General features: G+C 63.1%; 26 protein-coding genes, 7 tRNA genes and 1 pseudogene. 12 read left to right on the forward strand and 22 right to left on the reverse strand.

The features are described from left to right. From KUV74_RS00545 to KUV74_RS00560, 4 genes and pseudogenes are all read right to left on the reverse strand, one after another. Positions 1-180 (reverse strand): annotated as a pseudogene (locus KUV74_RS00545) (amino acid ABC transporter ATP-binding protein); the annotation flags it as partial. Positions 181-241: 61 nt separating this feature from the next. Further along, on the reverse strand, positions 242-583 hold the full coding sequence (locus tag KUV74_RS00550) for an NIPSNAP family protein (RefSeq protein WP_222515380.1): 342 nt from the start codon (positions 581-583) through the stop codon (positions 242-244). A 1-nt stretch (position 584) separates the two neighbouring features. Beyond that, the gene (locus KUV74_RS00555) at positions 585-1,082 is read right to left on the reverse strand and encodes a TRAP transporter small permease (RefSeq protein ID WP_222515381.1); all 498 of its coding nucleotides are present in this window, start codon (positions 1,080-1,082) and stop codon (positions 585-587) included. After that, positions 1,079-1,333 (reverse strand): TRAP transporter large permease subunit, encoded by a 255-nt coding sequence (locus KUV74_RS00560; protein ID WP_222515382.1) that lies wholly within the window; start codon positions 1,331-1,333, stop codon positions 1,079-1,081. Before KUV74_RS00560 ends, KUV74_RS00555 begins: the two co-directional genes overlap by 4 nt. 108 nt (positions 1,334-1,441) lie before the next feature. Between KUV74_RS00560 and KUV74_RS00565 the strand changes: the two genes are divergently transcribed. Continuing rightward, entirely contained in the window at positions 1,442-2,182 is a 741-nt protein-coding gene (locus KUV74_RS00565; RefSeq protein ID WP_222515383.1) for a FadR/GntR family transcriptional regulator, read from the forward strand. An 18-nt stretch (positions 2,183-2,200) separates the two neighbouring features. Beyond that, positions 2,201-3,853, forward strand: a complete 1,653-nt coding sequence (locus KUV74_RS00570) for a thiamine pyrophosphate-binding protein (protein WP_222515384.1) — start codon at positions 2,201-2,203, stop codon at positions 3,851-3,853. A 409-nt stretch (positions 3,854-4,262) separates the two neighbouring features. Here KUV74_RS00570 and KUV74_RS00575 read toward each other — a convergent pair whose 3' ends face one another. From KUV74_RS00575 to KUV74_RS00635, 13 genes are all read right to left on the reverse strand, one after another. After that, positions 4,263-4,595 carry a gamma-glutamylcyclotransferase gene (locus tag KUV74_RS00575; protein WP_222515385.1) on the reverse strand — a complete coding sequence of 111 codons (333 nt, stop codon included), beginning with the start codon at positions 4,593-4,595 and terminating at the stop codon, positions 4,263-4,265. Positions 4,596-4,886: 291 nt separating this feature from the next. Next, positions 4,887-4,974 (reverse strand) — tRNA-Ser (locus tag KUV74_RS00580). Between the two features lie 164 nt (positions 4,975-5,138). Further along, complete coding sequence (locus tag KUV74_RS00585) at positions 5,139-5,741, reverse strand: YiiD C-terminal domain-containing protein (protein ID WP_222515386.1); 603 nt, start codon at positions 5,739-5,741, stop codon at positions 5,139-5,141. A gap of 27 nt (positions 5,742-5,768) precedes the next feature. Further along, positions 5,769-6,329: a nitroreductase gene (locus tag KUV74_RS00590; protein ID WP_222515387.1), complete on the reverse strand. Its 561-nt coding sequence runs from the start codon at positions 6,327-6,329 to the stop codon at positions 5,769-5,771. A 123-nt stretch (positions 6,330-6,452) separates the two neighbouring features. Continuing rightward, complete coding sequence (gene queF, locus KUV74_RS00595; RefSeq protein ID WP_222515388.1) at positions 6,453-7,307, reverse strand: NADPH-dependent 7-cyano-7-deazaguanine reductase QueF; 855 nt, start codon at positions 7,305-7,307, stop codon at positions 6,453-6,455. 68 nt (positions 7,308-7,375) lie between these two features. Then, the gene (locus tag KUV74_RS00600; RefSeq protein WP_045993708.1) at positions 7,376-8,149 is read right to left on the reverse strand and encodes an ABC transporter permease; all 774 of its coding nucleotides are present in this window, start codon (positions 8,147-8,149) and stop codon (positions 7,376-7,378) included. After that, positions 8,146-9,090, reverse strand: coding sequence for an ABC transporter ATP-binding protein (locus KUV74_RS00605; RefSeq protein ID WP_124802432.1), 945 nt, complete (start codon positions 9,088-9,090; stop codon positions 8,146-8,148). The genes KUV74_RS00600 and KUV74_RS00605 overlap by 4 nt, the downstream gene beginning before the upstream one ends. 394 nt (positions 9,091-9,484) lie before the next feature. Beyond that, a tRNA-Gly gene (locus KUV74_RS00610) sits at positions 9,485-9,559 on the reverse strand. A gap of 53 nt (positions 9,560-9,612) precedes the next feature. After that, a tRNA-Glu gene (locus KUV74_RS00615) sits at positions 9,613-9,688 on the reverse strand. A 3-nt stretch (positions 9,689-9,691) separates the two neighbouring features. After that, positions 9,692-9,766 (reverse strand) — tRNA-Gly (locus tag KUV74_RS00620). A 27-nt stretch (positions 9,767-9,793) separates the two neighbouring features. Continuing rightward, a tRNA-Glu gene (locus KUV74_RS00625) sits at positions 9,794-9,869 on the reverse strand. Between the two features lie 4 nt (positions 9,870-9,873). Further along, positions 9,874-9,948, reverse strand: a tRNA-Gly gene (locus tag KUV74_RS00630). Between the two features lie 40 nt (positions 9,949-9,988). Next, positions 9,989-10,064: transfer RNA gene (locus KUV74_RS00635), tRNA-Glu, on the reverse strand. Positions 10,065-10,369: 305 nt separating this feature from the next. Between KUV74_RS00635 and msrB the strand changes: the two genes are divergently transcribed. The 5 genes from msrB (at position 10,370) to ggt (ending at position 16,456) form a co-directional block, all read left to right on the forward strand. Beyond that, positions 10,370-10,768 (forward strand): peptide-methionine (R)-S-oxide reductase MsrB, encoded by a 399-nt coding sequence (gene msrB / locus KUV74_RS00640; protein WP_045994885.1) that lies wholly within the window; start codon positions 10,370-10,372, stop codon positions 10,766-10,768. Between the two features lie 271 nt (positions 10,769-11,039). After that, complete coding sequence (gene ylqF / locus KUV74_RS00645; RefSeq protein ID WP_222515389.1) at positions 11,040-12,074, forward strand: ribosome biogenesis GTPase YlqF; 1,035 nt, start codon at positions 11,040-11,042, stop codon at positions 12,072-12,074. A gap of 108 nt (positions 12,075-12,182) precedes the next feature. Continuing rightward, entirely contained in the window at positions 12,183-13,412 is a 1,230-nt protein-coding gene (locus tag KUV74_RS00650; RefSeq protein ID WP_045994887.1) for a pyridoxal phosphate-dependent aminotransferase, read from the forward strand. 185 nt (positions 13,413-13,597) lie between these two features. Then, positions 13,598-14,497, forward strand: a complete 900-nt coding sequence (gene htpX, locus KUV74_RS00655) for a protease HtpX (protein WP_045994888.1) — start codon at positions 13,598-13,600, stop codon at positions 14,495-14,497. A 219-nt stretch (positions 14,498-14,716) separates the two neighbouring features. Continuing rightward, complete coding sequence (gene ggt, locus KUV74_RS00660) at positions 14,717-16,456, forward strand: gamma-glutamyltransferase (RefSeq protein ID WP_213228448.1); 1,740 nt, start codon at positions 14,717-14,719, stop codon at positions 16,454-16,456. Between the two features lie 197 nt (positions 16,457-16,653). On the opposite strand, the gene pdxB is transcribed toward ggt, so the two are convergent. Then, positions 16,654-17,838 carry a 4-phosphoerythronate dehydrogenase PdxB gene (pdxB, locus tag KUV74_RS00665; protein WP_222515390.1) on the reverse strand — a complete coding sequence of 395 codons (1,185 nt, stop codon included), beginning with the start codon at positions 17,836-17,838 and terminating at the stop codon, positions 16,654-16,656. Positions 17,839-18,024: 186 nt separating this feature from the next. On the opposite strand from pdxB, the gene KUV74_RS00670 reads away from it, so the two are divergent. Together KUV74_RS00670 and KUV74_RS00675 are read left to right on the forward strand one after the other, a co-directional pair. After that, on the forward strand, positions 18,025-18,306 hold the full coding sequence (locus KUV74_RS00670) for a hypothetical protein (protein ID WP_045994908.1): 282 nt from the start codon (positions 18,025-18,027) through the stop codon (positions 18,304-18,306). 2 nt (positions 18,307-18,308) lie between these two features. Next, entirely contained in the window at positions 18,309-18,659 is a 351-nt protein-coding gene (locus tag KUV74_RS00675; protein ID WP_045994891.1) for a hypothetical protein, read from the forward strand. 91 nt (positions 18,660-18,750) lie between these two features. On the opposite strand, the gene KUV74_RS00680 is transcribed toward KUV74_RS00675, so the two are convergent. Further along, positions 18,751-19,110, reverse strand: a complete 360-nt coding sequence (locus tag KUV74_RS00680; protein WP_240184286.1) for a glutaredoxin family protein — start codon at positions 19,108-19,110, stop codon at positions 18,751-18,753. After that, entirely contained in the window at positions 19,110-21,416 is a 2,307-nt protein-coding gene (rlmKL, locus tag KUV74_RS00685; protein WP_222515391.1) for a bifunctional 23S rRNA (guanine(2069)-N(7))-methyltransferase RlmK/23S rRNA (guanine(2445)-N(2))-methyltransferase RlmL, read from the reverse strand. The genes KUV74_RS00680 and rlmKL overlap by 1 nt, the downstream gene beginning before the upstream one ends. A 296-nt stretch (positions 21,417-21,712) precedes the next feature. Here rlmKL and rmf point away from each other — a divergent pair, with 296 nt between their 5' ends. Next, positions 21,713-21,919, forward strand: coding sequence for a ribosome modulation factor (rmf, locus tag KUV74_RS00690; RefSeq protein ID WP_045994893.1), 207 nt, complete (start codon positions 21,713-21,715; stop codon positions 21,917-21,919). Between the two features lie 81 nt (positions 21,920-22,000). Here the strand turns inward: rmf and KUV74_RS00695 are convergent, their stop codons facing one another. Continuing rightward, positions 22,001-23,017 (reverse strand): quinone-dependent dihydroorotate dehydrogenase, encoded by a 1,017-nt coding sequence (locus KUV74_RS00695; RefSeq protein ID WP_045994909.1) that lies wholly within the window; start codon positions 23,015-23,017, stop codon positions 22,001-22,003. 128 nt (positions 23,018-23,145) lie between these two features. Continuing rightward, positions 23,146-23,436, reverse strand: a complete 291-nt coding sequence (locus KUV74_RS00700) for an encapsulin-associated ferritin-like protein (RefSeq protein ID WP_045994894.1) — start codon at positions 23,434-23,436, stop codon at positions 23,146-23,148. 101 nt (positions 23,437-23,537) lie between these two features. On the opposite strand from KUV74_RS00700, the gene mgtE reads away from it, so the two are divergent. Beyond that, complete coding sequence (gene mgtE, locus KUV74_RS00705) at positions 23,538-24,890, forward strand: magnesium transporter (RefSeq protein ID WP_045994895.1); 1,353 nt, start codon at positions 23,538-23,540, stop codon at positions 24,888-24,890. A gap of 385 nt (positions 24,891-25,275) precedes the next feature. Next, complete coding sequence (locus KUV74_RS00710) at positions 25,276-25,647, forward strand: hypothetical protein (RefSeq protein ID WP_222515392.1); 372 nt, start codon at positions 25,276-25,278, stop codon at positions 25,645-25,647. The last annotated feature ends 38 nt before the right edge of the window (positions 25,648-25,685 follow it).

Consider the following 25,685-nt stretch of genomic DNA (forward strand, 5'->3'; position numbering starts at 1 on the left):
TCAGGTGATCTGACCCAGGAAGTTCTGTAGCCGTTCGTTCTGCGGGTTGGTGAAGAACCCGGTCGGTTCGTTGATCTCGACGATCTTGCCCGCGTCCATGAAGACGATACGATCGGCCACGGCCTTGGCAAATTCCATTTCATGGGTCACGCACATCATCGTCATACCCTCCCCAACTAGACAAAACAGTCTGAGCCAATCGGCCAGCATAAACTTGCATCAAAACCGCACGTTTGTTGCACTACCCTTCCCCCTTCTTCTCGTGAATGGGATCAAAAAAAGGCGCGGCGACGAGTATCTTGTTCTCCTGGCTGACCAGGTACCCCGCCTCGGCGCTTTTCGCGAGATATTCTTTCCACTCCGGGTCTGCCTGTAGCTTCTGGCGCTTGGCTGCGCGGTCGGCCGCATCCTCGTACATCCACACATGAACATAGGAGTTGACATCACCCGTTTCAACCGCCCCATAAACGACGGGATAACCCAGGTGTTTACTCTGCACCTTCCACCCGTGGTCTTCATAGAGCTTCATGTGTTTCTTGATGGCACCCGGGCGGCAGGTGTATGTTCTTAGATCGTAGATCATCTTACTTCTCCTTCATCATGGTAGAAAATGGCGCTTTAACGTCCGCGATCGATTCAAACAGATCACGCAATGAGTAAATCATCATCAATGTTCCCGAGATGGGGATAGCGGCATAGAAAAGCCCCGTCGGAAGGTTCAGTACAGGCGTTACTGCACTGCTCCGTGCCGTCAGCTCCCATCCGTACCACGTCATGGCGAGCATGAACCCAAGGGATAGAAATGCCAGAAAGGCCCCGAGCAAAGGTGCCGCACGCTTTTGCCCTATCACCTGCTCGAGCCAATCCACTCTGAAATGTGCCCGCTCTCGCCATAAGGCAGCGGAGCCCATAAATACCATCCAGGAAAACAAGCCCCTTACCACCTCATCCAGCCATGCGAAGCTCGCAAGTTGAAAGCTGCGCGCAATGACGCTTGAAAACAGCAGGATGAATAACGCTGCCAAACAGAACGAGGCAATCGCGCGCAGGAGTTGGCCCACCACTCGATCAAGTTTATTCATGAGTTCATCACCAGATCAGGGAGCCATGTCGATATCGCTGGAATCATGACGACGGCCATCAACACCACGAAAAGACCAATCAAGTAAGGCGTCAAGGCACGCGACAAGCGGCCGACGCTGATTTTGGCAATCGACGATGTTGCAAAGAGAACCATACCCACGGGAGGCGTCAGCAAACCGACCATCGAACACATGCTCATGATCACGCCGGCTTTTAGTCTCAAACTACTTAATGTCAGTTTGTCTGACAACTGTTTTTAGTGCTACCTTTGTCGCACTAGCTCCTTGCAGGTCGCATGGCCTACGCTTCAACGACGCGTCGCGGCTTGAGCTGTTCAGACGATCAGGAAGACATCCCAATGCAGGATTTTGAAATCTATGGGCGTATTGATCGCCCTCGCCGGCTACCTGATGAGGTCGCGGCAGCCCTGACCAAGGCGATCGAAGGAGGCCAGCTTCAGCCTGGCGACCGCCTTCCCACCGAGGCGGTACTTTCCAAGAAATTTGGCGTTGCGCGCACGGTGATCCGCGAGGCGATTTCGCTTCTCAAGTACGATGGCGTCGTCGACTCACGACGTGGCGTCGGCACTTTTATTACGGAAACCACCAATCGGTCAGCGTTTCGCATCAGCCCGGGATGTTTCGAAAAACGCAAGCAGATCATAAAGTTGCTTCAGCTTAGAGCAGAGGTGCAGGCAGGAGCCTCGGCGCTTGCCGCTGGAACACGCACGGCTGAGCAAATGCAGGCTTTAGAAGAACTCTTTGCAGAAATCGAGCGACTCGACGCACTCGGTCCAGATGGAGCGCTTGAGCAAAGAGTCGACACCGAGCTCGAATTCTATCGCCGCATTACCGAAGCTTCTGACAATGAATATTATGTCGAGGTTATCGGCATGATTGAGGGGAATATACAGAGCAACCTGCGCTCGGCCTTTCTGAAGAATGCAGCGGCTTCTGAATTCGGCCCTTCCATTCTGGATGAACATCGCGCGGTGAGAGATGCACTGGCAATACAGGATGCGTCGCTCGCCCGCAGCGCGACACGCCTACGCTTCGAACGCGCGGCTGAGCGCCTGGCAGCACGCGAAGACTTTCTATAAGAACAAGGGTCTAGATTTATGAGTGAACAACCGTCACGTCATGGTGGGAAAGTTCTCGTCGAAGCCCTCGAGGCACAAGGGGTGGAGCGGGTATTTTGTGTGCCTGGAGAAAGCTACCTGGCCGCTCTTGATGGGCTTTTCGATTCCGGCGTGGACACCGTCGTGACGCGACACGAAGGCGGGGCCTCGCTGATGGCCGAAGCCGATGGGAAACTTACCGGCCGTCCCGGCATCGCTTTCGTCACTCGGGGCCCCGGCGCCACCAACGCTTCCTGTGGCGTACATGTCGCCTACCAGGACTCGACGCCCATGATCCTCTTCATTGGGCAGGTGGCGAGCGATCAGCGCGACAGAGAAGCCTTCCAGGAAGTCGACTACCGGGCCATGTTCCATCCATTGGCAAAATGGGTCGCGGAAATTGATCGCGTCGACCGGATTCCTGAGTACGTAAGCCACGCCTTCCATGTCGCTCAAAGCGGCCGTCCGGGTCCTGTTGTGCTCGCACTTCCCGAGGACATCCTTTCATCAGACTACACTGGCGCCCCGGCTGTACCGGCTGCCACGCTTCCTTCGGGCAAGGCGGCTGAGAGCGATGTCGGCGCCATAGTCGACATGCTGGCGAAGGCCGAACGCCCGTTGGTTATCGTCGGCGGTGGGCCCTGGTCACAGAAAGCCGCCAATGCGCTCGGACGATTTGCCGACAAGGCCGCGCTACCGGTGGGAGCCTCTTTTCGCTGCCAGGACTATCTCGACAACCGACATTCACACTATGTTGGCGACGTTGGTATCGGCATCAACCCCAAGCTCGCGGAACGCGTCAAGAATGCCGATGTCATTCTCTCACTCGGTGCTCGACTGGGCGAAATGACGACCAGCGGTTACACCTTGCTGACGCCTCCCCTGCCGCGACAGACCCTCGTACACGTCCACGCAGACGCTGCGGAAATTGGTCGCGTCTATCGACCGGCCCTCGGCGTCGTCGCGAACGCTGCTGAGCTCGTCTGTCAGCTGGCCGATGCAGCAAGGTCGCCGGAGTCACCGCGTGAGCAATGGATCACCGGCGCGCGCTCGGACTACGAGGAGTGGCAGCAACCACAGCAGAGCCCCGGTGACCTGAAGATGGAGCAAGTCATCTCTCACCTCAACGAGGCGCTGGGCGAGGATGCCATCCTGACAAATGGTGCCGGGAACTACTCCGCGTGGCTTCATCGCTACTATCGCTATCGCAACTGGCCCACCCAGCTTGCCCCCACCAGTGGTTCAATGGGCTACGGCTTGCCAGCAGCGATCGCCGCCAAATTGCGCCACCCCGAGCGAGACGTGGTCTGCCTGGCAGGGGATGGCTGCTTTCAGATGGTGATGCAAGAGTTTGGTGTTGCCTGTCAGTACGGCGCAAATGTCATCGTTCTGGTGTCCAACAACGGCATGTACGGCACCATTCGCATGCATCAGGAACGAAAGTATCCGGACCGCCCCTCGGGAACACGAATGCACAATCCCGACTTCGCTGCACTCGCCAGAAGTTACGGGGGCTTTGGCGCAACCGTGAGCAGCGATAGCGAATTTCCAGCCGCGCTGCAGGCAGCCAGAGAGGCAGGGGTTCCCGCGATCCTGGACTTGAAGGTAGACCCACACGCCCTGTCGCCCAAGCTGACCCTGGCCCATCCATGAAGGCAGTAGCCAAGAGATACCCGCGCGGACCTGAAGCAGCCCTGCCATCGCCAGGGTAGGCCTGACTCACCGCGACGACCCTGCCGGGCCGCAGCAGCATCTCAGTCTCAAGCTGCACTTAGTAGGAAGCAGCGCTCGCGTAGAAAGCTGCACTCGCGCAGAAAGCCGCACTCGCGGCCCGGGATCGGCTAGCTTGATGGCATCTGATGTACAGCTTGGACTATGGCATCGGCGGCGAGCGAGGATGGTATTTCACAGACCTTTCACTGGTAAGTGATCCACCGCCAATGCGAAAAGCTCGCCACACGTATTTCGATAGCCGGTGATCTTGCGGTACGGGAAATGATCACCACCAGGCCGGTTTGACGCGCCTTTCCACACCACCGCGGGGTGAGATCAGCCCCCCTCGTCAGGCCTCTCTGCGCAGGGCGTAGACGTAGGCCTCGACCCTACCGCCATCATCGAGGCTGACGGTGACTGGGGTACGTTGGTACTCGGGCCCCTCAAACTCGTCCAGGGCCGCCCAGTGTTCCGGTAGTGCGTCGGACACGAAGACGTGGCCTTGGATATCGTCGCCGGCGTCATCCAGCACCAGGCCAGGGAAGCCCATCTCGGCGCCCCAACCCGCCTGGTGCAGCCGTCCCTTGATGCTGCCCGGTTGCCAATGGCCGCCGATGGCCTGCATGACGTGTTCGTTGGGTCCGCCCGGCCCCAAGGTCCCGTAGATAAACAGGTGTGCCAAAACGCACCTCCCTCTCAATAGGTAAACGACTAATTTTCTCCGCTAGCCCCTGGGCTGGGCAAGCCCGGCCTGCTGCCAGCGTGCTGTGCCACGCGGTGGAGATCTGCCGTTTGAGAGTGGGAGGTATCGTCAATTCCGGTGCTGTGAAGCGAGGCTTTACCGCTGCCAGATGGATCAGGCTGGCGAACCTGAGGAAGGACAGACACCCTGCATGGATTGGGGTGGGGTCAACGCGGATAGAATTCACATAGAAAAAAGCCGCTGATTTCTCAGCGGCTTTCTCAAATTCTGTGGCGGAGGGGGAGGGATTCGAACCCTCGAAGCCTTTCGACTTACACACTTTCCAGGCGTGCTCCTTCGACCACTCGGACACCCCTCCGCATTGTCATCTCGAGAAACATGATGCCCGCGTTGCGCGGTGCTTATCCCTCAAGACGGCGCATACTTTATCGCCTTAAGCTCTCGATTGCAAGCCGTTTTTCGGCTTACATCAGATTCGTCGTGTAGCCGTTCCGGGTCTGATGGCGAAGCGGCGCGATGGCGTCAGCGTGCTGCGATGGGAGGTTCGCTGGCCAGCACGGCGTAGTCACCCCTCGCTTCCAGGCAAAGGGTGTCGCCGCACCACAGCTGCTGGACCAGGGCTATGCGGCCCTTGCCGCGTTCCGCCAGGCGCTGCTCCAGCGCCGCTTCGGCGCCTGTTTCCCTGCCGACCTGCCCGGCACTACCCTGCCCTGCCGCACCACTGGCATCAACGTCTGCGGAGCCGCTTGCCTCGGGTCGGCAGATCAGGCGGTAGTCGCCGGTGACCGGTGCGAGAAAGCGTTGGCTGGCCTCGGCCACCACCACGTCGCGGTTGTAGCCTCGACGACGCAGCCACAGGGTGGTCCAGCACCAGCCGAGCAAGGTGGTCTGGGCGGCCAGCGAGCCGCCGAAGCCGGTGCCCTTGTCGTTGAGGTTCGGGGTCAGGGCAAGCTCCCAACACAGCGACTCCTTGTCGCGCGCCATGCAGGTGATGCCAAGCGATCCGACCAGGGGGATCGCCTCACCCAGCCAGTCGAGAAAGGCCCCGGGGTCGTCCTCGCCTCCCTCGGGCGGCAAGGCGGGCCGCGGGTGGGCCGTGCCAACGCGTCTGATCAAATCATCCATGGTTCAGTCCCAACGCTCGGCTCTCTACTAGTCCCAACGCTCGACAAAATCCTCACTATCGTGACAGGCGATGGGCTTGTGGCGGCCACCGAGCTGGCCGATGTAGATAAAGGCGACCAGTTCGTCGTCGTCGCCGAGCCTGAGGCCCTTGCGCACGGTGTCGTCGAAGGCGTACTTGCCGCTGCGCCACATGGCGCCGAGCCCCAGGGCGTGGGCGGCCAGCAGGATGCCGTGGGCAGCGCAGCCGGCGGAGATGACCTGCTCGATCTTCGGCACCTTGGGTACGTCCGGGTCCACCTTGGCGACGACGCCGATGATCATGGGTGCGCGCTTGGGCTTCAATCGGGCGCTATTGAGGCACTCGTCTGTCGCCTTGGGGTCTTCGCGAAATTCGGCCTCGGCGAACAATTCACCCAGGCGGTCGAGCCCCTCGCCGGAGAACTCGATAAACCGCCAGGGTCTGAGTTCCTTGTGATCCGGTGCGCGCAGGGCGGCGCAGTAGATCGCCTCGAGTTGTTCGCGGCTGGGGGCCGGTCCCATCAGCTTGCCCATGGAGCTGCGCTCGTGCAGCAGTGTCATTGCATCCATCGTGTCACTCCAGAGGGTCCGAGCCCTGTCACTGTTCAGCGATCGAGAATTCTTCGCATTACCCTACCAGATCACTCGGGTATTGTCTGTGGCGCTATCGCTATCGCCCTGAGCCATTGCCGACTACTGGCGCGCCAGGCGCAGCGGCGTAGGCGGCGCCTCGCCGGGGGTACCACGCCAGGGGCTGATGTCGAGACCACCGCGGCGCACGTAGCGTGCCAGCACCAAGAGCCGTTCTGGGCGGGCCTTGTCCATCAGGTCCATGAAAATATGCTCGACGCAGTGCTCATGGAAGTCCTGATGCTGGCGATAGCCGACGATGTAGCGCAGAAGGCCTTCGCGATCGAGCCGGGGACCGCGGTAGCGGATCATCACGCTGCCCCAGTCGGGCTGACCGGTCACCGGGCAGTTGGACTTGAGCAGATGGGACGTCAGCGTTTCCTCGACGATCTCATCACTGACCGAAAGGTGCTCCGGGCTCGGCGTATAGTCGCTGATCTCGATGTCCTGATCGTCGATGCACTCCCCCGGCAACGGGCGCGGGTTGAGCTCGGCGTCGTCCACCGCCAGGATCTCCACGCTGAGCTCAGCACCGGCGGCCTCGCTCAGGTCGCGCTTCAGCGTTTCGATCAGTTCGTCGTGGCCAGCAAAGCGGGTCTGATTCAGGCTATTGAGGTAAAGCTTCCAGGACTTGGACTCGATCAGCCGGGGTGAGCTAGCCGGCAGGCGAAAGCGTGCCACGGCGACACAGGGCTTGCCCCTGGGCGTCAGCCAGGAGAGCTCGAAGGCGTGCCATTCATCCTCGCCGACGAAGGGCAACGCGCCCTCCTCGATCCCCAGCGGTTTGCGGTTGGCGGCGCGTTCGATGGGAAACAGAAGCTGCGCATCGTAGCGCTCGGGATAGTCCGATTCCCGCCCCAGGGGCGCATCGGTCAGGGTATCGGGGCGGTGGTGGGGATCCCGAGGGATAGTGGACATGGCAATACCTGAACAAGAGAGAGTCCGAGAGACAAACGGCTACCGGCCGCCCGTGGCGGCCGCTGCGATCAACTACGAATGCCCTTGCCGTTTTCCAGCATCCACAGGGCAATGGCGAACAGCACCACGATAAAGCCGAAGATAGCGGCGAGCGCCCAGCCGACCGGGATGTCGGAGACGCCAAGGAAACCGTAGCGGAAGACGTTGACCATGTAGAGGATGGGGTTGAGCATCGAGGCGCCCTGCCAGAAGGCCGGCAGCAGCGAGATCGAGTAGAAGACCCCACCCAGGTAGGTCAGCGGCGTCAGCACGAAGGTCGGCACGATGGAGATATCGTCGAACTTCTTGCCGAGCAGCGCATTGATGAAGCCGCCGGTGGCGAATAGTGCCGCGGTCAGGATCACCACCCCGATGGTCAACAGCGGGTGGGCCACCTCGATGCGGGTAAAGAACAGCGACACCCCGGTGACGATGATGCCGACACCGAGCCCGCGCGCCATGCCGCCGAGGATAAAGCCCGCCAGTATCACCCAGTTGGGCATCGGCGAGACCATCATCTCCTCGACGCTGCGCTGGAACTTGTTGGAGAAGAACGACGAGGCCACGTTGGAGTAGCTGTTGGTGATCACCGACATCATGATCAGCCCCGGGACGATGAAGTCCATATAGCTGTAGCCGTCCATCTCACCGATGCGCGAGCCGATCAGGTTGCCGAAGATGATGAAGTACATCGTCATGGTGATCGACGGCGGCAACAGGGTCTGCGGCCAGATCCGGGTAAAGCGCCGGACTTCCTTGGCTACCAGGGTCCACAGGGCGATCGCGATCTGACTCGGGTTCATCCTCTCAGCTCCTTGTCGGCGTTGCCGCTTTCCACCATGGACACGAACATTTCCTCCAGCCGGTTGGCCCGGTTGCGCATCGACAGCACCCGCACGCCGTCTGCCTTGAGGGCATCGAAGACGTCGTTGAGGCACTGCCCTCGATGCACCATCACCGATAGCTGGGCGCTGTCCACCTGCTTGACCTCGAAGCCTTCGATGGCGGGGGCATGATCGATGGGTTCGGCCAGATCCAGCAGGAAGGTCTCGGTGTCGAGCTCACTCAGTAGCTCGCGCACGCTGGTGTTCCTGACGATCTCGCCGTGGTTGATGATGCCCACGTTGCGGCACAGGCTCTCCGCCTCTTCCAGATAGTGGGTGGTCAGGATGATGGTGGTGCCTTCCTCGCGGTTGATACGCCGCATGTACTCCCACATGCTGCGGCGCAACTCGATATCCACCCCGGCGGTGGGCTCATCGAGGATCAACAGCTTGGGACGGTGCATCAGCGCGCGGGCGATCATCAGGCGGCGCTTCATACCGCCGGACAGCATGCGTGCGCTGCCGTTGCGCTTGTCCCACAGGCTGAGGTCCCTGAGCAGACTTTCCGCCCGAGGCAGGGCTTCACGGCGAGGCATGCCGTAGTAGCCGGCCTGGGCCAGCACGATATCGATGACCCGCTCGAACTGGTTGAAGTTGAACTCCTGCGGCACCACCCCGAGATGGTACTTGGCCCGGGCAAAGTCCTCGTCGATATCGATGCCGAAGATCTTTACCTGGCCGGCGGTCTTCTGCACCAGCGAACAGACCACGCCCAGGGTGGTGGACTTGCCCGCCCCATTAGGGCCAAGCAAGGCGTAGAAGTCGCCCTGCTGGACGTCGAGGTCGATGCCCTTTAGGGCCTTGAAGCCATTGCCGTAGACCTTGGTCAGGCCTCGAATGGACAGAGCCGGTTCGGCCATGAGGGATCCTTGGTGTCAGGGTTGAAAGCTTGGGCTTTGAAGCATGAGATCGGACGCCAAGCGCTGCACGCCTTCGCTAGCTTGCCTGTCGCGGGTGACTCGACGTTGACGGTTGGCATCGGCTTGCCCAACCCGTCGCGATCGCGCCGTGCCGAGCGACGGGATTCGCTATTCGATAGAAGGCTTAGCATATGGGGTCGGTCGGGAGCATCTTCAACCGGACAAAGCGGCAAATGCGGCGTCGACGCAAGGGGCACTCGATGGTCTTACGCCGGACTCGCTTCGCGCAAGCACAAAAAAATCGCCGATCAACGCGATGATTCGCGTCGCTCAGGCGACTGTTGCTGCTTCTGGCGATGTGCTTTCCACAGGTATTTGAGACGCTTCTCGATACTGGAGCGGGAAACGAGATTCGAACTCGCGACCCCAACCTTGGCAAGGTTGTGCTCTACCACTGAGCTATTCCCGCTTGATCGATGCAGTCCAACGATGTCTTCATCGTGTCCTGCCTGCGCTGCGAAGTGGCGTCCCATAGGGGGTTCGAACCCCTGTTCCCGCCGTGAAAGGGCGGTGTCCTGGACCACTAGACGAATGGGACGCATGGAGCGGGAAACGAGATTCGAACTCGCGACCCCAACCTTGGCAAGGTTGTGCTCTACCACTGAGCTATTCCCGCAAACGCATCGCAAATTGTACCGGAAAGTGGCGTCCCATAGGGGGTTCGAACCCCTGTTCCCGCCGTGAAAGGGCGGTGTCCTGGACCACTAGACGAATGGGACGCATTGGAGCGGGAAACGAGATTCGAACTCGCGACCCCAACCTTGGCAAGGTTGTGCTCTACCACTGAGCTATTCCCGCGCTGCGCACTACTGCCGCATTCCGGCCTCGAGATTCGAGTTGGCGTCCCATAGGGGGTTCGAACCCCTGTTCCCGCCGTGAAAGGGCGGTGTCCTGGACCACTAGACGAATGGGACGCATCCGCCTCGTCTCATCTCGAGGTGGCGCGTATGTTACTGAACACCCTCAAAAGTGTCAACCCCGGCTGAAGGATTTCCTGCTCGATTCAGCGCCCTTCTCTATATAGGCTCTTTCTATACGCATTCACTCTCCATCGACGCTTTAGCCACCCTCCCCTGCATCGTGGAACGCAGGAGTTGGTCAAACTGCAGCAAACGTCTTAGCTTGAATACCGAGGCTGCGACTTTGATGCAGTCGTGGGTGCCGCATCGACGCGAACCACGATGCGCAAGCCTCGACCGAACGTCACGGGAGACCGTCCATGCGCAAGAAGATCGAGAAGTCCGACGCCGAATGGCGAGAGCAGCTTACCCCGGAGCAGTACCACGTCACCCGCGAAAAAGGCACGGAACGTCCCTTTACCGGTGACTACCAGATCACCGAGGTGCACGGCATCTATCACTGCGTGTGCTGCAACGCCCCCTTGTTTGAAAACGAGCACAAGTTCGACGCTGGCTGCGGCTGGCCCAGCTTCGACCGCCCGCTGTCCTGCGAAAGCGTGCAGCGCCATGAGGACACCAGCCACGGCATGCACCGCATCGAGGTCACCTGCCATCGCTGCGATGCCCACCTGGGCCACGTGTTCCCCGACGGTCCGACCAGCACCGGAGAGCGCTTCTGCATCAATTCGCTGGCCATCGACTTTCATGAGGGGGAGTAGGCGTTGCGCCCTCCCCCGGCCTACGCCTCAGACGTCTCTCTCCCCTTGCCCCTTCCCTCCTCGTTGCAAGCCCCTGTGCCCGCCGCCAGGTGTTTCTCGGCGGGCCTGGCGCTCTCGTCGCCCGGACCTTGCGACCTCGCCTCCCGCCGTGTGCGACCCTGCCCTCCATCATCTGCGACCTTGTCATCCACCGCTCGCGACATTTGCCTCGCATTTCCATAAGATGGGGAGCCATTTGCGCAACACCCTTTAGAAAAGGCAGGAGAACGAGATGCTGGGCTGGTTTCCGGGACATATGAACAAGGCGCGACGCCAGATTCTCGAGGCGCTGCCGGAAATCGACGTGGTCATCGAGGTGCTGGACGCGCGCCTGCCCTATTCCAGTGCCAATCCGATGCTGGCGAGCCTGACCCGCCACAAGCCGGTACTCAAGATCCTGTCCCGAGCCGATCTGGCCGATCCTGAGGGTACCCGCGCCTGGACCGCCCACTTCGACGCCCAGCCAGACACCCGCGCCCTGGCGGTGACCACCACCAATACCCGCGAGCTCAAGCGCATTCCCAAGCTGTGCCATGAACTGGCTGGCCAGGTGCGTGCCGACCGCGACGTGCGGGTGATGGTGATGGGCATCCCCAACGTCGGCAAATCGACGCTGATCAATGGTCTGGCGGGACGCACCATCGCCAAGACCGGTAACGAACCGGCGGTGACCAAGCGCCAGCAGAAGGTACGCATCCAGGGTCGCGTGGCGCTGACCGACACCCCGGGCGTGCTGTGGCCAAAGATCGAGGATCAGGCCAGTGCCTATCGTCTGGCGGCCAGCGGCGCCATCCGCGATACCGCCATCGACTATGTCGATGTGGCCCTGATCACCGCCGCCGAGCTGGCCAAACGCTATCCAGAGGCGCTCAAGGCACGCTATAAACTCAAGGCGCTGCCGGCCTACGAGGCCAATCCCGACGCCGACAAGGTCGAGGCCGATGGAGACGCTCGCCCGGACCTGATGGCGCTGGCCGGCTTCGACGGCCACGCCATCCTCGCCGAGATCGCCGCCAAGCGCGGTGGCCTGCGCGCCGGTGGCGAGATCGACCTGCACCGCGGCAGCGAGGTGCTGTTGCACGAACTGCGTGATGGCAAGCTCGGGCGCCTGACCCTGGAGACCCCGGAGGACATCCCGGCGCCTGAGGAAGCCGCTGTCGAGGCCGAGGAAGATGCCTCGGAAGACGGCTCGCAGGATGTCGCAGAAGGCGCCTCGAAGGCAGCACCTCACCAGGGTGCCCAGGGCGAAGCGGCGAGCGACGACTAGGCCGCACGCCCGGCCACCGCCGCCCCGGCAACGCATCGACAGGACTCACCAACAACGACACTCCCGCCCCGGCGGGCACGGACACACGGACCCAGCGAGACCCGCGCCATGGACACGCCCACCCTTTCCAAGTCTCACAAGCTCGACAACGTCTGCTACGACATCCGCGGGCCCGTGCTCGAGCACGCCAAGCGGCTGGAGGACGAAGGACAGCGCATCCTCAAGCTCAATATCGGCAACCCTGCGCCGTTCGGCTTCGAGGCGCCGGAAGAGATCCTGCAGGACGTGATGCGCAATCTGCCCACCGCCCAGGGCTACTGCGACTCCAAGGGGCTCTACTCGGCGCGCAAGGCGATCATGCAGGAGTGCCAGCGCAAGGAGATCCCTGGCGTCGGCATCGAGGACATCTACATCGGCAACGGCGTCTCCGAGCTGATCGTGATGGCCATGCAGGCGCTGCTCAACGACGGCGACGAGGTGCTGATCCCGGCCCCCGACTACCCGCTGTGGACCGCTGCGGTGAACCTGTCCGGCGGGCGTGGCGTACACTATCTGTGCGACGAACAGGCCGACTGGGCGCCAGCGATGGACGATATCCGCGCCAAGGTAACCAGCCACACCCGCGCCATCGTCATCATCAACCCCAACAACCCCACCGGTGCGGTCTACCCCCCCGAGGTGCTGCGCGAGCTGCTCGACATCGCCCGTGAGCACAACCTGGTGGTGTTCTCCGACGAGATCTACGACAAGATCCTCTACGACGACACCGTGCACGTGGCCACCGGGGCACTGGCCAGCGAAGACCAGCTGGTGGTGACCATGAACGGTCTGTCCAAGAGCTACCGCTGCGCCGGCTTTCGCAGCGGCTGGATGACCCTGTCCGGGGCGGTGGCACGCCAGCGCGCCAACGACTTCATCCAGGGCCTGACCATGCTGGCCTCGATGCGCCTATGCGCCAATGTGCCCGCCCAGCACGCCATCCAGACCGCACTGGGGGGCTACCAGTCGATCAACGACCTGATCCTGCCCGGCGGGCGCCTGCTGGCCCAGCGCGACATCACGGTGGAAAAGCTCAACGCCATCCCAGGGGTCAGCTGCACCACGCCCAAGGGGGCGCTCTACGCCTTTCCGCGCCTGGACCCCAAGGTCTTCAATATCCAGGACGACCAGCAACTGGTGCTGGACCTGCTGCTGCAGGAGAAGATCCTGCTGGTCCAGGGTACCGCCTTCAACTGGCCCGACCCGGACCACGTGCGCATCGTCACGTTGCCCTGGGCCGATCAGCTCGGCGACGCCCTGGATCGCTTCGCCCGCTTCCTCTCGCGCTATCGCCAGTAGGCGGTCACGCCGACGTCATCGCCGGGTGCCAGCATCGAATCCGCTATCTCGACGCTGGCACGGCGATAGCGTCATCCGCGCCCGGGCGCTTGAAACTTGTCGCTCCAGGGCTTATCTAAGCATCTGATTCCTCCCGTCGAGCCGATTGGCTCGGCAGGTTTCCTTCCTTACGGAGAATGTCGGCAATGATGAGAATCCTGCTCTTCCTGGGCACCAACCTGGCGGTGATCCTGGTGGCGAGTATCACCCTGCGCCTGCTCGGCGTGGAGCCCTACCTCAACGCCCAGGGCATCAACTTCAACAGCCTGCTGATCTTCTGCTTCGTGTTCGGCATGGCGGGTTCCATGGTGTCGCTGTTCATCTCCAAGTGGATGGCCAAGCGCTCCACTGGCACGGTGATCATCGAAAACCCCTCCAACGCCACCGAGCAGTGGCTGGTCGACACCGTCGCCGAGCTGGCCCGCGAGGCCAACATCAAGACCCCGGAGGTCGGCATCTTCCCGGCCCAGCAGTCCAATGCCTTTGCCACCGGCTGGAACAAGAACGATGCCCTGGTCGCGGTGTCCGCCGGCCTGCTCAATCGCATGCAGCCCGAAGAAATCAAGGCGGTGCTGGCCCATGAGATCGGCCACGTCGCCAACGGCGACATGGTCACGCTTGCCCTGATTCAGGGCGTGCTCAACACCTTCGTGATGTTCTTCGCCCGGGTGGTCGCGCAAGTGGTCGACAGCTTCCTGCGGCGTGACGACAACGAGGGCCTCGGCTTCTTCGGCTACATTGCCGTGGTCATGGTCGCCGAGATCGTTTTCGGCATCCTGGCCTCGATGATCGCCGCCTGGTTCTCGCGCTTCCGCGAGTACCGCGCCGACGCCGCCGGGGCCAAGCTCGCCGGTTCCGGCGCCATGATCAATGCCCTGGCTCGACTCAAGGCCGAGACCCAGATGCCCGACCAGATGCCGGACACCCTGACCGCCTTCGCCATCACCACCGGCCAGACCCGCAAGCTGATGGAAAAGCTGTTTGCGAGCCACCCGCCGCTGGATGATCGCATCCGCGCGCTCAAGGAAGCCGCCTACCGCCAGTAAGCGCACACTTGATACGCTCTCAACGCCCCCGCCCGGCCCTGCCTGGCGGGGGCGTTATCGTTGGAGCCGGCTTTCACTTACTCCTCTCGGCACACCCAGGATCGCTTCGCCATTTGCGCGTACGCCTCGTCACGACAATAGTTAAGCAGCGTACAACGAGGCGTTCTGGCCGCACGGCCAGCGGCCTGCAACGATCTATTGAAAACACGAGGGTATGCCATGTCAGTCTCCTACTCCCTGCGCGGGGCAATCGCAGGCTCGGCGCTAGGGCTCGCTCTGGGTCTCGTCTCGACCTCGGCGCTGGCCGACAGTCAGGCGATCCTGGAAGGCGAACGCTTCCATCCTGAGGTCAGCACCCGCGGCATGGTCGCCACCAGCCACTTCCTGGCCTCCGAGGTGGCCCGCGAGGTGCTGGCCAACGGCGGCAATGCCGTGGACGCCGCCGTCACCGCAGGCTTTGCGCTGGCGGTCACCCAGCCGCGTTCGGGCAATATCGGCGGCGGTGGCTTCATGCTGATCTCCGACGAGAACAGCGATGAAGTCATCGCCATCGACTACCGCGAGAAGGCGCCCAAGGCGGCCTACGAGACCATGTTCCAGGACGACAACGGCGACGCTGTGGCCGAGCTGTCCCGCTACACCCACAACGCCGCCGGCGTACCCGGCACCGTGGCAGGGCTGGCACTGGCGCTGGAGCGCTACGGCACCATGAGCCTGGCCGAGACCCTGGCCCCAGCCATCAAGCTTGCCGAAGAGGGCTTCGCCGTGCCCCAGCGCTTCGTCGACGGCATCGACAGCGCCAGCGAACGCTTCGAGCCCTGGGAGGCCAGCCGCGCCAAGTTCTTCAAGGAGGATGGCTCGCGCTACCAGGTCGGCGACATCTACCGCCAGCCGGACCTGGCCGCCACCTTGAAGCGCATCGCCGAACAGGGCCCCCGTGAGTTCTACGAGGGTGAGACCGCCGAGCTGATCGCCGCCGAGATGGGGCGTCACGACGGCCTGATGACACTGGAGGATTTGGCCAGCTACGAGGCCACCGTGCGCGAGCCGGTGCATGGCAGCTACCGTGGCCACGACGTCTACGCGATGAGTCCGCCGTCCTCCGGTGGCGCCCATATCGTGCAGATCCTCAACATCCTCGAGGACGACGATATCGGCGAGCTGGGCTTCAACTCGGCCCGCACCATCCATCTGATGGCCGAGGCAATGAAGCGGGCCTACGCCGATCGCTCCCAGTATCTGGGTGACACCGACTTCGTCGAGGTGCCCCTGGCCGGACTGACCTCCGAGGAGTACGCCGCCGAGCTACGCAGCGATATCGCCGCCGACCAGGCCACCCCAAGTGCCGATATCGCGCCAGGCAACCCACTGCCCTACGAGTCCAACGAAACCACTCACTTCTCGATCGCCGACGGCAACGGCCTGGCGGTGTCCAACACCTACACCATCAACTTCAGCTATGGTTCGGGCATCGTGGTCGACGGCGCCGGCTTCCTGCTCAACAACGAGATGGACGACTTCTCGGCCAAGCCGGGGGTACCCAACGCCTACGGCCTGATCGGCGGCGAAGCCAACAAGATCGAGCCGGAGAAGCGCATGCTGTCATCGATGACGCCGACCATCGTCAAGCGCGACGGCAAGAACTACCTGATCACCGGCAGCCCCGGTGGCTCGCGCATTATCACCACCACCCTGCAGGTGCTGATGAACGTGATCGACCACGACATGAACATCCAGGCAGCGGTCAGCATGCCGCGCATCCACCATCAGTGGCTGCCCGACGAAATCCGCATCGAACAGGGCGTCAGCCCCGACACCCTGGACCTGCTGGAGAGCATGGGCCACACCGTCAGCCAGCAGGAGGCCATGGGTGCCGCCCAGTCGATCCTGATCGAGGACGGCGTCTTCTACGGCGGCGCCGATCCGCGCCGTTCCACCTCCTCGGCCATGGGGCTGTAGCCTGCTGACACTCAGGCAACGCCAAGACTTGGCCGCGACGCCAAGACTCAGCCGCGCGATGGAAGTCGCAGTAGAGGATGTCCGCCACAACAGACAAGGGCCCGGCGCATGGCGTCGGGCCCTTGGGGTGTCCATGCAGCTGGTCGGGAAAGACCACTTGGGCGGCGGTGCCGTCTGTGTCAGCGGTGCCGTCTGTGTCAACGGCAGTCCACTTGAAAGCCGGCCCCGGACAGCAGGGGCGCCAGCTCCTGCGCCTGGCCGACAAGCTCCAGCGTCAGGGTCGAAAACTCACGACGCAGCGGATAGCTCGCCCGACACTGATCAAAGCCCTTGCCCGGGTCATCGACGGCCATGGCTCGCAGCAGTCGATCATGGTCGCGCCGCGGGTCATACACCGCCCGCATGCACAGCGCCAGCACCTCTTCCGGCGACAGGCCGCCATCGAGCACCAGGCGTGACAGCGCGGGAGCGGGCAGCAGCTCAGCGAGGGAAACCCTTTCCCCCAGCCCCAGGTGGGCCACCAGCGCCTGATGGATCTGATGGGTACCGCGCAGCTTGCCGTCCAGGCTATGCCCCGCGATATGGGGCGTGGCCAGGGCGACCTGGTGCGCCAGTACCTGGTCGATGGAGGGCTCTTCCTCCCACACGTCGAGCAGTGCGGTGAGGTCATCACCGCGAGCCAGGCGTCGGCTCAGCGCCTGACCGTCGACGCAGTCGCCACGTCCGGCATTGAGCAGCAGCGTACCGGGTGCCAGCGCCTCGATGCGCCGGGCGTCGAGCAGGTGGCGAGTGGCGTGGCGTCCCTCGCGCACCAGCGGGGTATGCAGGCACAGCACGTCGCAGCTGTCGATCAGGGCGTCCAGCTCGACAAAGTCCTGGCCGTTCTCGTCACCGGCTCTGCTGCTGGCTTCCCTCTCGGCCCGGGGCGGGTCGCACAGCCGGTGCTCGATGCCCATGGCGGCCAGACGGGCCGCCAGCCGGCCGCCTACATTGCCGACGCCGACGATACCCACGCGACGCTCGAGCAGCGACTGGCCACGACGCTCGCAGGCCAGCATCAACGCCGACAGCACGTAGTCCACCACCGGCTCGGCATTGCAGCCCGGGGCGCTTGCGAAGGTGATGGCATGGCGCGCCAGGGCGGCCTGGTCGACATGGTCGGTGCCAATGGTGCAACTGCCGACAAAAGACAGCGGCGAGCCCTTGGCCTTGGTGGCCTCGATCAAATCGGCGTCGAGACGCGTGATCGAGCGAATCACCAGGGCATCCACATCGGCCAGGCTGTCGGCGTCGATCTCGCGCCCCGGCCGGCGGCTGACCTGGCCAAGCGGCGCAAAGCAGGCATCGGCGGCGGGCACGTTGGCATCGACAAGAATCTTCATGGGGTTCCCCGGGTCGCAGGTATCGGGCTCCCGGTCATGCAACCGGGCTATTTGTGGATTAGCCTCAAGGGCTTACAATGCCCATGATAACCATAATGGAAACACTGCAAAGGCTTTATCAGCGTTTCCAGAAACGGAGCCGGCGCCCGCCCTCCGTAGCCACCAAGTGATATGACGGGAGTCGCCGTGATCGTCCGCTGGGAAACCGACCATGACTATGTCCTCGTGCACGTGCACCAGGACATGTTCGGCGACTGGATCTTCAGCCGTGCCTGGGGCCAGATCGGAACCCAGTTCGGCGGGCTCAAGCATCAGCTGGCCGATGACTACGGTCAGGCAATGATGTGGCTGGAAGACGAGAAGACCATCCTCGGATCGCGAGGTTTCACCAAGGTCCTGGAAGCCGACGACCATAGCCCGGAAGGCCGTGAAGCCATGGGGCAATTGTCACTGCTGGACGAGCACTGAGCATGGCGGACACCTCCCCTGCCAGCCTGGCTCCCCGACTGCGTGCCCTGCTGGAGAGCCTGCCCGACAGCGCCCTGCCGATCACCTACCAGCAGGCCGCCGAGGCTCTAGGGCTCACCCCGCCACGCACCATCCGCCGGGTGGCCGAAGCCCTGGAAATCACCATGCGCGAGGATGTCGCGGCCGAACGACCGCTGATCGCCGCCCTGGTGGTCAGCCGCCAGGCACCCCAACTGCCGGGCCCTGGCTTCTTCGAACTGGCGGTGGCACTTGGGCGTCTTGACGAGGAGCCGACCTCACATCTCGAGGCCTACCAGCGAGAGCTGGCCGCTGCCCTGGCGACCCGCCGCTAACGCGGTGGCCGCCATGGCGACGAGGCCACCACTACGGGCGCTCTCGCCATAGCCCTTGTTACAGTCATCCTACAGCCATCCCGGCACCCGCTCAGAGCTTGCCGAAGACGCGGCGTCCCTTCACCCGGGACGCTGTTACTGCGGGAGCCTCCCTCCCCTGGCTCGCCGAGTCCGCTTCGGCTTGCACAGCGACCACTTGCTCGCTCAACCACCCGCGTGTCGCCAGCCAGCGCATGACGGCATCCGGCTCCACCCGCCCCTCCAGGACGTCATCGGGACGTTCAGCGTCGATCAGCACCGGGATCCTTTCGCCGTAACGGCGAAGCAGGGTGTCGTCTTCGCTGATCTCGATACGCTCGATGGTGAACTCCACCCGGGCAAGGGCACGCACCAGGGCTTCCATCTGCTCGCACAGATGGCAGCCCAGGGTGGTGTAGAGCGTCAGTACCATCACGACGCCTGCCGATGGCGGATGAGGAAGCAGTGGTGCAGGTCCGGCCGGCGGCTGAAGTCAGGGTCGAAGGTCTGACGCGAGATGTCCTTGACCTCGAAGTCGACGGCAAGCTCGTCATCCATCTGAAAGCGCCGCTGGTTGTTGGAGAACACCAGGGTACCGCCCGGCGCCAGCCGAGCCATGGCCAGGCGCACCAGGCGCGGGTGGTCCCGCTGGACATCCAGGGTGTCTTCCATCTTCTTGGAGTTGGAGAAGGTCGGCGGGTCCATGAAGATCAGGTCGAACTCGCCGCCTGCGGTCTCCAGCCAGCGCAGGCAGTCGTCGCGCACCACCCGGTGGCGCGACGGGTCGAGCCGGTTGAGCGCGAAATTGTCCCGCGCCCACTCCAGGTAGGTGTTGGACATGTCGACGCTGACACTGTCACTGGCGCCGCCCTCGGCCTCGCTGCCGAGCGCTGCCTGCACCGTGGCCGTGGCGGTGTAGCAGAACAGGTTGAGAAAGCGCTTGCCGGCAGCCATCTCGCCGAGCATACGGCGCACCGGGCGATGATCGAGAAACAGCCCGGTGTCCAGATAGTCACGCAGGTTGACCCACAGCGTCGCGCGACCTTCGGTGACCTGGAAGCGCTGGCCGCTTCGCCCCTGCTTCTCGTACTGGGACTTGCCCTGCTGACGCTTGCGCCGCTTGATCACCACCTTGCCGGGGTCCACTTCCAGCACCTCGGGAATCACCCCAAGGGCATCGAACAGACGCCGCTGGGCCTGGGACGGGTCGATGGACTTGGGCGCGGCGTACTCCTGGACGTGGACGTGATCGCCGTAGACATCGATGGCCAGGGCATACTCGGGCATGTCGGCGTCGTACAGCCGATAGCAGCTCTCGCCGCTGCGCTTGAGCCACTTGCGCAGCTTCTTCTGGTTCTTTTCCAGACGGTTGGCAAACATCTGGGCGCCCTCGCTACGAGGTGCCGTGGATGTTGCCTGGGTATCGGAGGATGCCGACCCTTCACCTGCCCCGGTGGCCGGGCTAGCCTGGCCGTCGACCGCCGACGTTGCCTCAGCGTCATGGCGGCGACCCTGGCTCCGATCCGGGTTCTGACCCTGGCCCTGGTTCTGGCTCTGGCCATCGCGGCGTGCGATATCGATCAGCAACAGCTTGGCCTCGAGCGGGCCGTTTCTCAGCGCGTACTGCTTGTGGGCGCGCATGCCGAGACGGTGGCCAAGGTCCGGATTGCCGGTGAACAGCGCCAGGCGCCAGCCACCGAAGTCGGCCTTGAGCCGCTCGCCCAGGTCCGAATAGAGCCGCACCAGCTCCGGCAGCTCGCCGATACGCTCGCCGTAAGGCGGGTTGCTGATCACCAGCCCCGCAAGCTCGGGGTCGAGCACCCGCGGCCGCGCCAGGCGATGCACGCTGGCGCCATCGAGGTGGATCAGCGCCGGGATGCCGGCGCGCATGGCGTTGGTCTTGGCCGCCGACAGCGCCGGCGGGCTCTGGTCGAAGCCAAAGATCACCGAGCGCGCGCGTTTTCGTCCGATGCTCGCCCGGGCCTCGGCCTCGCGCAGGACCTCGCGCCACAGCGCCGGGTCGTGGCCGGCCCAGCGGGCAAAGCCGAAGCGCTCCCGATTCAGGTTGGGCGCCATGTCGGCGGCCATCAGCGCAGCTTCGATCAACAGCGTGCCCGAGCCACACATGGGGTCAACCAGCGGCGCGCCCTGCTTGGCCAACTCCGGCCAGCCGGCGCGCACCAGCAGCGCCGCCGCCAGGTTTTCCTTGAGCGGGGCGTGGCCGGTATCGCGACGATAGCCGCGCCGGTGCAGGCTGTCGCCGGACAGGTCGATGCCCAGCGTCAAGCGGCCACGGTGCAGGTGGGCATAGAGGCGAACGTCGGGATTACGGACGTCGACATCGGGACGCGCCTGGCCGGCCGCACCAAGACGGTCGACCACGCCATCCTTGACCGTCTGGGCGCCGAAGCGGGTGTGTCGAATCTCGTCACTGCGACCATGAAAGTCCACCGCAATGCTGGCACCGGCAGGCAGATGGCGCTGCCAGTCGACGGCGGCGGCGGCATCGTGCAAGGCATCCGGCGTTTCGACGCCTTCCGTCCGCGACAGACACAGGATGACCCTGTTGGCCAGGCGCGACCACAGACAGGCCCGGTAGGCACCCTCGAGATCGCCCTCGGCGTTCACGCCTGCCACGGTGGTCTTGCCCGGTGTCAAGCCGAATGTGACTAGCTCGTCGGCTAACAGTTGTTCGATGCCCCGCGGACAGGTTGCCAGAAGGTCAAGCTTCTCAGGCACTTGCTTCTCCTACATTAATGATGACTGCGAAAGCCATTATTCGGTTAACCATTTCATGACGACAAGGTGAACAGGTTGTTACAAAACAACAGTCGACAATGCCGAGCGGCTTACGCTATCAATGGAATGGTAGCTACGAGATACGACACATGTGTCCCTGTCAACAAGCCTTCATTTCGTGCGACTCGGGAGAGCCTGCACATCGCAGGGCTTGGGCATCACGGGCCTGCCGCTTGCATCCCCCGAATTTCCCGCAGGGGCAGGTCAGATTGGTACCTTTGTCACGAGGTAGACCCATGAAACGACAGAAACGTGATCGCTTCCAGCGTGCCTATGTACATGGCTACAAGGCCGGTCTCTCGGGTAGATCCCGCGATGACTGCCCCAGCCAGGACATCAATCTACGGGAATACTGGATGAGCGGTTGGCGTGAAGGTCGTGGGGACCAGTGGTCGGGCATGACGGGAGTGTCCGGCATTCACAAGAACCCCATGGTGCTCTGATAACGCAGTACTGTCGAGGTAAAGGAAAGACCCGCCAAGCCCATGGCAAAAGACGCCATGGGCTTTTTGCTGCCCGCCCTTTCAGCGCGCCGACGCCAGCGCCCTGGCGCACTCCCGGACCAGCCCCGGTCCGCGGTAGATAAAGCCCGAATACACCTGCACCAGATCCGCCCCTGCCTGACGCTTGGCCACCGCCGCCTGGCCACTGTCGACGCCGCCGACGCCGATGATCGGCATGTCGGGCAACGCCTGGCGCAGCCGCTCGATCACAAGGTTGGAGGCATCGAACACCGGGCAACCCGACAGTCCGCCCTGCTCATCGGCGTGCGCAAGCCCTTGCACCGCTTCACGGGATACCGTGGTGTTGGTGGCGATCACCGCGTCGATGCCATTGTCCGCCAGCGCCCGCGCCACCAGAACGACCTCTTCCTCGTCCATGTCCGGGGCGATCTTTACCGCCAGCGGCACACGACGCCCACTCTGTTCATCGAGGCGAGTGCCTGTCGAGCGCAGGCGTCCGAGCAACTCATCGAGGTGGTCGCCGAACTGCAGGTTGCGTAGCCCCGGAGTATTCGGTGACGAGATATTGACCGCCACGTAGTCGGCGTGAGCGTGAACCCGCTCCAGGCAGTAAAGGTAGTCGTCACCGGCGTCCTCCACCGAGGTGGTCAGGTTCTTGCCGATATTGATGCCGATCACCCCGCGGTAGCGGCTGGCCTTTACCTGCTCCACCAGGTGATCCACGCCGAGGTTGTTGAACCCCATGCGATTGATGATGGCGCCACGCTCGGGCAGGCGGAACAGCCGGGGCTTGGGGTTGCCGGACTGGGCCCTGGGGGTCACGGTGCCGACCTCGACGAAGCCGAAGCCCAGCGCCCCCAGGGCGTCGAGGTGATCGGCGTTCTTGTCGAGCCCCGCCGCCAGGCCGATACGGTTGGGGAAGCTCAAGCCCATCACGTTGACCGGATCGTCCACGCGGGCACCTGCCAGCAACCGCGTCGCCTTCACGCGCGCCGCCCAGTCCAGCGACGTCAAGGACAGGCCGTGGGCCCGTTCGGGATCCAGGCGAAACAACAGGGAGCGGGCGAGATCGTACATGGCGTCTCCGAGGCGAAAAAGGACGAGGGCGCGCGGCCGGGCGCGAGTATAGCGCAGCCGCGACGCCACGACGACTTCCTGAATCAGACCTCAGCCGTTTTGCCCAAACGGGCTTTCATCCCAGGTCGTCAGTGTCCAATGTCCCCTTCGGTAAACAGAAACTCGCGTAGATACTTGTCCATGGCGGGATCCTTGCGGCGCAGCCACTCCAGGGTCATGGCCGCGTGCTCCTTTTCCTCATCACGGTTATGTTCGAGGATCTTGCGTAGATCTTCGTCCTGACAGGCGTCAACTCGCTGGTTGTACCAGTCGACTGCCTCCAGTTCCTCCATCAACGACACGATGGCGCGATGGTAATCCCGGGTCTGCGCCGTCAACTCTTCCACCGGTTCGTGGTAGCCCTCGCTCGATCCAGCCATTCGCCACTCCTTTTCTTTGTAAATAGTTGTGTTCTACTAACTCCATCAACGTAGGACACGATCGTTGTCTTGTCAGTCAGCGACATATGCCGGGAGGGCCCATGACAGAAGTGACCGAGACGTTTGAAAGCCAGCTGTCGCGCATCCACCTGGCCCTGGAAGACGAGAACCCCCAGGAGGTCTCCGAGGCCCTGGAGGATCTCGAACCCGCCGAGGTCGCCCTGCTGCTCGAATCGCTGCCGCTGAGCGAGCGCATCAGGCTATGGGAACAGGTACCGGCGGAGGACGACGGCGAGGTCCTGCTGCACGTCCATGACGAGGTGCGCAGCACCCTGCTCGAGGACATGGACCCCGAGGAGATCGTCGCCGCCACGGCAAGCCTGGACACCGCCGACCTGGCAGAGCTGTTCGAGGACCTGCCCAAGCAGGTGGCCGAGGACATGCTGCGCACCATGGACGAGATGCAGCGCACTCGTCTGCAGGAGACCCTGTCGTTCGAGGAAGACAGCGCCGGGCGCCTGATGCGCACCGACGCCATCGGGGTGCGCTCCGACGTCACCCTCGAGACAGTGCAACGCTTCCTGCGCTGGAAGGAGTCGATCCCGGACAACACCGACAACCTGATGGTGGTGGACCGCATCGGCCACTTCGTCGGCGTGCTGCCGCTGGCCCGGCTGGTTTCCCATGATCAGGAGACCTCGGTGGCGGAGCTGATGGACGCCGACGTCGACGTCATCCAGGGCGACATGAAGTCCCGCGACGTGGCCACCCTGTTCCAGACCCACGACCTGACGTCGGCCCCGGTGGTGGACAACGACGGCATGTTGATCGGCCGTATCGTCATCGACGATATCGTCGACGTCATCCAGGAGAACTCCGAACAGGCGCTAATGAACATGGCCGGCCTCGACGAGGAGGAAGACCTGTTCGCGCCGGTTTTGCCCAGCGCCAAGCGTCGTGCGGTATGGCTCGGCATCAACCTGCTGACCGCCTTTCTCGCCGCCTGGGTCATCGGTCAGTTCGAGGATGCCCTGGAGAAGGTGGTGGCGCTGGCGGTACTGATGCCGATCGTCGCCAGCATGGGCGGCATCGCCGGCAGCCAGACCCTGACCCTGGCCATTCGCGGCCTCGCCCTTGGCCAGATCAGCAAGACCAACAGCAACTGGCTGCTGCGCAAGGAGGTCGGCATTGCCCTGCTCAACGGTATCGTCTGGGCACTGGTGGTGGCGGTGCTGGCGGTGCTCTGGTTCAAGAGCGTGGCGATCGGCGTGATCATCGCCGCCGCCCTGGTCATCAACATGCTGGCCGCCGGGGTCTGCGGCATCGTGATTCCCCTCGTGCTCAAGCGCATGAACATCGATCCAGCGCTGTCCGGCTCGGTCATTCTGACCACCGTCACCGACGTGATCGGCTTCATGTCCTTCCTCGGCCTGGCGACGATCTTCCTGCTGTAGCGCTTCGCTGAGCGGATTCATCGACCGGCCATCACTGCCCCACGGGCACTGATGGCCGATCGGTGGTCCCGCCACCTCGTCGCCTATCTACCGATTCCTGCCTCCCGCTTGGTACGCCCCTCGTCTGCTGTCGCCTATCTACCGGCTCTTGTCTACCGACTGCTTCGTGCGCCCCTCATCTGCTGTCACTTATCTACCGGCTCTTGTTTGCCGACTCTTGTTTGCCATCCCTTGCCTGCCGTCTCCTGTCTGCGACACCCCCCGTCGCCGGCACGCTACTCTTGTGCTGCTGTGCTGATTCGTTAGCATGGTCAGCAAGGCGCGGGTGACAAGCGCCCATCCCTGCTGGAAACAGGGATCCCCGAGACGGAAAAGGAGAGACCGCATGATGATCAAGACTCGCCCCATGATGCTTGCCCTCGGCGCCATTGCCGCCCTCGGCCTTGCCGGCTGCGCCAGCGACAGCGCCTCGATGGAGAAAGAGAGCACCGACTACATCGTCACCGGGCTCGGCGACGATCGCCAGGAAGCCCTGGAAGAGGCCAAGGAGCGCGCACTGGAGCAGTGCGAGGCCCAGGATCGCGACGAATTCATCATCGAAGAGCAACAGGTGCTTGGCCCCAACACCAGCCCGGAAAAGCGTGAGCGCGCCGAGGCCATGGTCGAAGGCGGCACCGTCAACGAAGACACCAACCTGGCGGCGCTGAACGACGATAGCGAAGGCTTCAAGGCGATCTGGAGCATCAGCTGCCGCTAAGCCTCGGTCCGTTGGTTGCCGACAAGGCCTACGAAGGC

The organism is Halomonas sp. DP1Y21-3 (assembly GCF_019801245.1).
In the GTDB taxonomy this organism is placed as follows: Bacteria; Pseudomonadota; Gammaproteobacteria; order Pseudomonadales; family Halomonadaceae; genus Halomonas; species Halomonas litopenaei.

Excerpts from the sequence above, each read along its gene's own strand:
- KUV74_RS00550 (WP_222515380.1), bottom strand. The coding sequence starts at position 583 with ATGATCTACGATCTAAGAACATACACCTGCCGCCCGGGTGCCATCAAG.
- KUV74_RS00555 (WP_222515381.1), bottom strand. The coding sequence starts at position 1,082 with ATGAATAAACTTGATCGAGTGGTGGGCCAACTCCTGCGCGCGATTGCC.
- KUV74_RS00565 (WP_222515383.1), top strand. The coding sequence starts at position 1,442 with ATGCAGGATTTTGAAATCTATGGGCGTATTGATCGCCCTCGCCGGCTA.
- KUV74_RS00570 (WP_222515384.1), top strand. The coding sequence starts at position 2,201 with ATGAGTGAACAACCGTCACGTCATGGTGGGAAAGTTCTCGTCGAAGCC.
- KUV74_RS00585 (WP_222515386.1), bottom strand. The coding sequence starts at position 5,741 with ATGGATGATTTGATCAGACGCGTTGGCACGGCCCACCCGCGGCCCGCC.
- KUV74_RS00590 (WP_222515387.1), bottom strand. The coding sequence starts at position 6,329 with ATGGATGCAATGACACTGCTGCACGAGCGCAGCTCCATGGGCAAGCTG.
- queF (WP_222515388.1), bottom strand. The coding sequence starts at position 7,307 with ATGTCCACTATCCCTCGGGATCCCCACCACCGCCCCGATACCCTGACC.
- KUV74_RS00600 (WP_045993708.1), bottom strand. The coding sequence starts at position 8,149 with ATGAACCCGAGTCAGATCGCGATCGCCCTGTGGACCCTGGTAGCCAAG.
- KUV74_RS00605 (WP_124802432.1), bottom strand. The coding sequence starts at position 9,090 with ATGGCCGAACCGGCTCTGTCCATTCGAGGCCTGACCAAGGTCTACGGC.
- msrB (WP_045994885.1), top strand. The coding sequence starts at position 10,370 with ATGCGCAAGAAGATCGAGAAGTCCGACGCCGAATGGCGAGAGCAGCTT.
- ylqF (WP_222515389.1), top strand. The coding sequence starts at position 11,040 with ATGCTGGGCTGGTTTCCGGGACATATGAACAAGGCGCGACGCCAGATT.
- KUV74_RS00650 (WP_045994887.1), top strand. The coding sequence starts at position 12,183 with ATGGACACGCCCACCCTTTCCAAGTCTCACAAGCTCGACAACGTCTGC.
- htpX (WP_045994888.1), top strand. The coding sequence starts at position 13,598 with ATGATGAGAATCCTGCTCTTCCTGGGCACCAACCTGGCGGTGATCCTG.
- ggt (WP_213228448.1), top strand. The coding sequence starts at position 14,717 with ATGTCAGTCTCCTACTCCCTGCGCGGGGCAATCGCAGGCTCGGCGCTA.
- pdxB (WP_222515390.1), bottom strand. The coding sequence starts at position 17,838 with ATGAAGATTCTTGTCGATGCCAACGTGCCCGCCGCCGATGCCTGCTTT.
- KUV74_RS00675 (WP_045994891.1), top strand. The coding sequence starts at position 18,309 with ATGGCGGACACCTCCCCTGCCAGCCTGGCTCCCCGACTGCGTGCCCTG.
- KUV74_RS00680 (WP_240184286.1), bottom strand. The coding sequence starts at position 19,110 with ATGGTACTGACGCTCTACACCACCCTGGGCTGCCATCTGTGCGAGCAG.
- rmf (WP_045994893.1), top strand. The coding sequence starts at position 21,713 with ATGAAACGACAGAAACGTGATCGCTTCCAGCGTGCCTATGTACATGGC.
- KUV74_RS00695 (WP_045994909.1), bottom strand. The coding sequence starts at position 23,017 with ATGTACGATCTCGCCCGCTCCCTGTTGTTTCGCCTGGATCCCGAACGG.
- KUV74_RS00700 (WP_045994894.1), bottom strand. The coding sequence starts at position 23,436 with ATGGCTGGATCGAGCGAGGGCTACCACGAACCGGTGGAAGAGTTGACG.
- mgtE (WP_045994895.1), top strand. The coding sequence starts at position 23,538 with ATGACAGAAGTGACCGAGACGTTTGAAAGCCAGCTGTCGCGCATCCAC.
- KUV74_RS00710 (WP_222515392.1), top strand. The coding sequence starts at position 25,276 with ATGATGATCAAGACTCGCCCCATGATGCTTGCCCTCGGCGCCATTGCC.